Origin of the sequence: Okeania sp. SIO2F4 (genome assembly GCF_010672385.1) — a bacterium.
Lineage (GTDB): Bacteria > Cyanobacteriota > Cyanobacteriia > Cyanobacteriales > Microcoleaceae > Trichodesmium.
The window spans coordinates 1-2,999 of sequence record NZ_JAAHGT010001085.1 but is presented as its reverse complement, the minus strand read 5'-3'; the positions used below and the strand labels follow the sequence as shown (position 1 = coordinate 2,999).

Here is a 2,999-nt window from a genome sequence, read left to right as displayed (position 1 = left end):
AGGGAAAAGAGAAAATTTAGTAGCTGGTCGAAGAAAAAAGGAAAAAGTATAAATTGCACCAATAATATTTAAAGGAACCCTGAATGCAGTAGGATTTGAAAACTGGTTAAGTCAACATTTATTACCATCATTAAAAATTCCCAGTGTACTAATTATGGACAATGCACCAATTCATAGAAAAAACCTTATTAGAGAATTATTAGAAGCAGGGAGTCACCAATTACTATTTTTGCCAAAATACTCTCCTGATTTAAATGATATAGAGCATGATTTTAGTGCATTAAAGAGAGCTAGAATGTATTCTCCTATCAACACATCTCTTGATGAAATTATTTGTAATTATTGTCCTAAATAGTGTCTCATTCTTATTTAAAATAACTATATCTACCCCTCGTTTAAGTTTTTACTTCTTTCAAACCTCTTCTTCCTTCTTCCCTACTTCTACCAGAAGTTTCTCAACCTAAATAAACCTCTATAACTCTAGGATCATGCTGTACCTCATCCATATTTCCCTCACAAAGTACAGAACCTTGATGTAAAACAGTTACTTTTTTGGCTATTTGACGCACAAATTCCATATCATGTTCAATCACAATAATTGAATGACTAGCAGCCAAATTTAACAAAATAGAACCAATATTTTCTGTTTCTTCATCAGTCAAACCAGCTACAGGTTCATCTATTAACAATAACTCAGGAGATTGAGCAACTAACATCCCTATTTCCAAACGTTGTTTTTCACCATGAGATAAAAAAGCAGCCTTAATATCTGCTTTTCCGACTAAACCTATAGTTTCTAATAAACCAGCCACACTTCTAATCTCTGCTACAAGAACCTTACAAAATAAAGTAGCAATTACTCCTTTCTGGCGATTAATAACTAAATCTAAATTTTCTCTAACAGTTAAATTCAGATATACCCTTGGTGTTTGAAACTTACGCCCAATACCCATACAAGCTATCTTATCTTCAGGAATTTTAATTAAATTCTTACCTCTAAATAAAACTTTTCCTGTTGTTGGTTGAACTTTGCCAGTAATCACATCTAAAAAAGTAGTCTTTCCAGCTCCATTCGGACCGATAATAACTCGTAATTCACCAATATCCATCGTAAAATTGAGATTATTCAGAGCCTTAAAATCATCAAAACTAACAGTTAAATTTTGAATTTCTAAAATTTTCTCTACCACTTATTTTCCACCTCATATAAACCTAATTTTTATTTTTCTAGTTTTTCCAGTTTTTCTTTTTCTAGCTGAACTTCTGGATTTTCATCTATATTAGGATAGGTCATAAGTGGGTGAGAGTAACCAAGGAGCGATCGCAACTTCAACCAACCATATTCTTGCCACCAACCAACTATTCCATTAGGTAATATTGTCACAACTAATAAAAATAACGCACCTTGAAAAAATAACCATATTTGGGGAAATTGTTCACTTAAAAAAGTTCGTCCAAAATTAACTAATAATGTACCAATAATTGCACCCACTAAAGTTCCTCTACCTCCTACAGCTACCCAAATAACCATTTCAATTGAAAAAGCTACTTCCATATAACTAGGAGTAACAATGCCACTTTGAACTGTATATAACGCTCCAGCAATTCCGGCGAACGTCCCGGAAATAGCAAATACTAAAACTTTAAATTCAGTGGGATTATATCCAGAAAATCTTACCCTAGTTTCATCATCTCTAATAGCAATTAATAAACGACCAAATCTGCCACTGGTTAACCAACGACAAATTAAATAAGTAACAATAACGCTAACAAGCGTCACTTCATAAAATATTAATTGTGCTGGTTCTGAACCTGCTAAAATACCGAAAAAATTTTCCGTATCTGTTTTCAAACCATTTGTACCATTAATTAATTTTTGCTGACCGTTGAAGAAGTTAAAAAATACCAGTAAAGCAGCTTGAGTAAGAATAGAAAAGTAAACTCCTTTAATTCGATTTTTAAACACTAGATAACCGAGAATCGCTGCGGTCATAGCTGGAACAATTATAATTGCTAAAATTGTTAGAGGAAATGAGTGAAAAGGTTGCCAAAATATAGGGAGTTTTTCTACACCATAAAGAGTAAAAAATTCTGGTAATTCTCCTTCTGGTAATTGTAATTTCAGGTGCATTGCTAAACCATAACCTCCTAGTGCAAAAAATATGCCATGACCTAAACTTAATAAACCAGTATAACCCCAGATTAAATCTATACCTAAAGCCACAATTACTAGGGAGAGAAAACGCCCTAATAATTTTAATCTAAATCCTGGTAAAACTAATGGCATTATGATGGCAAAGATTAAAGTTATTACTCCTATTATGCAAATTTGAATTAATAATTTCTGATATTTATTTTTGATCATATTAGGGAATAGGGAGTAGGGAATGGGAAATAGTGAAGATGGAGAGCAGAATTTCTAGGATGGGTATTTAATGATGCTAAAATTTAGACTGTGAAAGAAATTTAACAACCAGTCGTAACGCACCATTTTAGATGTGTCAGTCCAGCAGAATAGGGAATAAACAAAAAATATTTACCCCGTCAGTTGTACCAGATTACTCTGGAATCTGCTGTATTATTTGTTCAGCGTTTGGAGGAAAAATTATTCCTACACAAGCACAACTTTTACAACGTTATACCCTATCGTTGGGGAACAAGATTTTATTTACCAATTAACTTGATAGAATTAGATGAGCGTAGTAAGAATATACAGCTTATTCCATATAAGTCTAGTACAGTCATTCTAATTCTAGTAGATTAGCTTAATAAGTAATGAAAACTTAATTCCATGCTTCAAAAACTATTTAAAAACGATTCGTACTACTGTACTTCATAAACCACCGAATGCGCTGTATTTATGCTAATTGGGGAAGATATTGAGATTGAAATTATACCACTTTGAAAAAAGAATGCTACAAAAAGGTGGATGTTGATCGAATATGCTTAAAAATAGCTACTCCAATTAATTTTAGATAGTTATATCTATCGCTTTCCCA

The 2,999-nt window shown here is 32.5% G+C and carries 2 protein-coding genes and 1 pseudogene; 1 reads left to right on the top strand and 2 read right to left on the bottom strand.

What is annotated here, in order from left to right; translation table 11 throughout:
* Positions 1-355: pseudogene (locus F6K22_RS37370) on the top strand (transposase); the annotation flags it as partial.
* Between the two features lie 100 nt (positions 356-455).
* Here the strand turns inward: F6K22_RS37370 and urtD are convergent.
* A complete protein-coding gene (gene urtD / locus F6K22_RS37365; RefSeq protein WP_293109832.1) occupies positions 456-1,190 on the bottom strand; it encodes an urea ABC transporter ATP-binding protein UrtD in 735 nt (244 codons plus the stop codon).
* A gap of 29 nt (positions 1,191-1,219) precedes the next feature.
* Positions 1,220-2,365: an urea ABC transporter permease subunit UrtC gene (gene urtC, locus F6K22_RS37360; RefSeq protein ID WP_293109830.1), complete on the bottom strand. Its 1,146-nt coding sequence runs from the start codon at positions 2,363-2,365 to the stop codon at positions 1,220-1,222.
* Between the last annotated feature and the right edge of the window lie 634 nt (positions 2,366-2,999).

Coding starts and splice junctions, on each gene's coding strand:
- urtC (WP_293109830.1), bottom strand. CDS start 2,365: ATGATCAAAAATAAATATCAGAAATTATTAATTCAAATTTGCATAATA.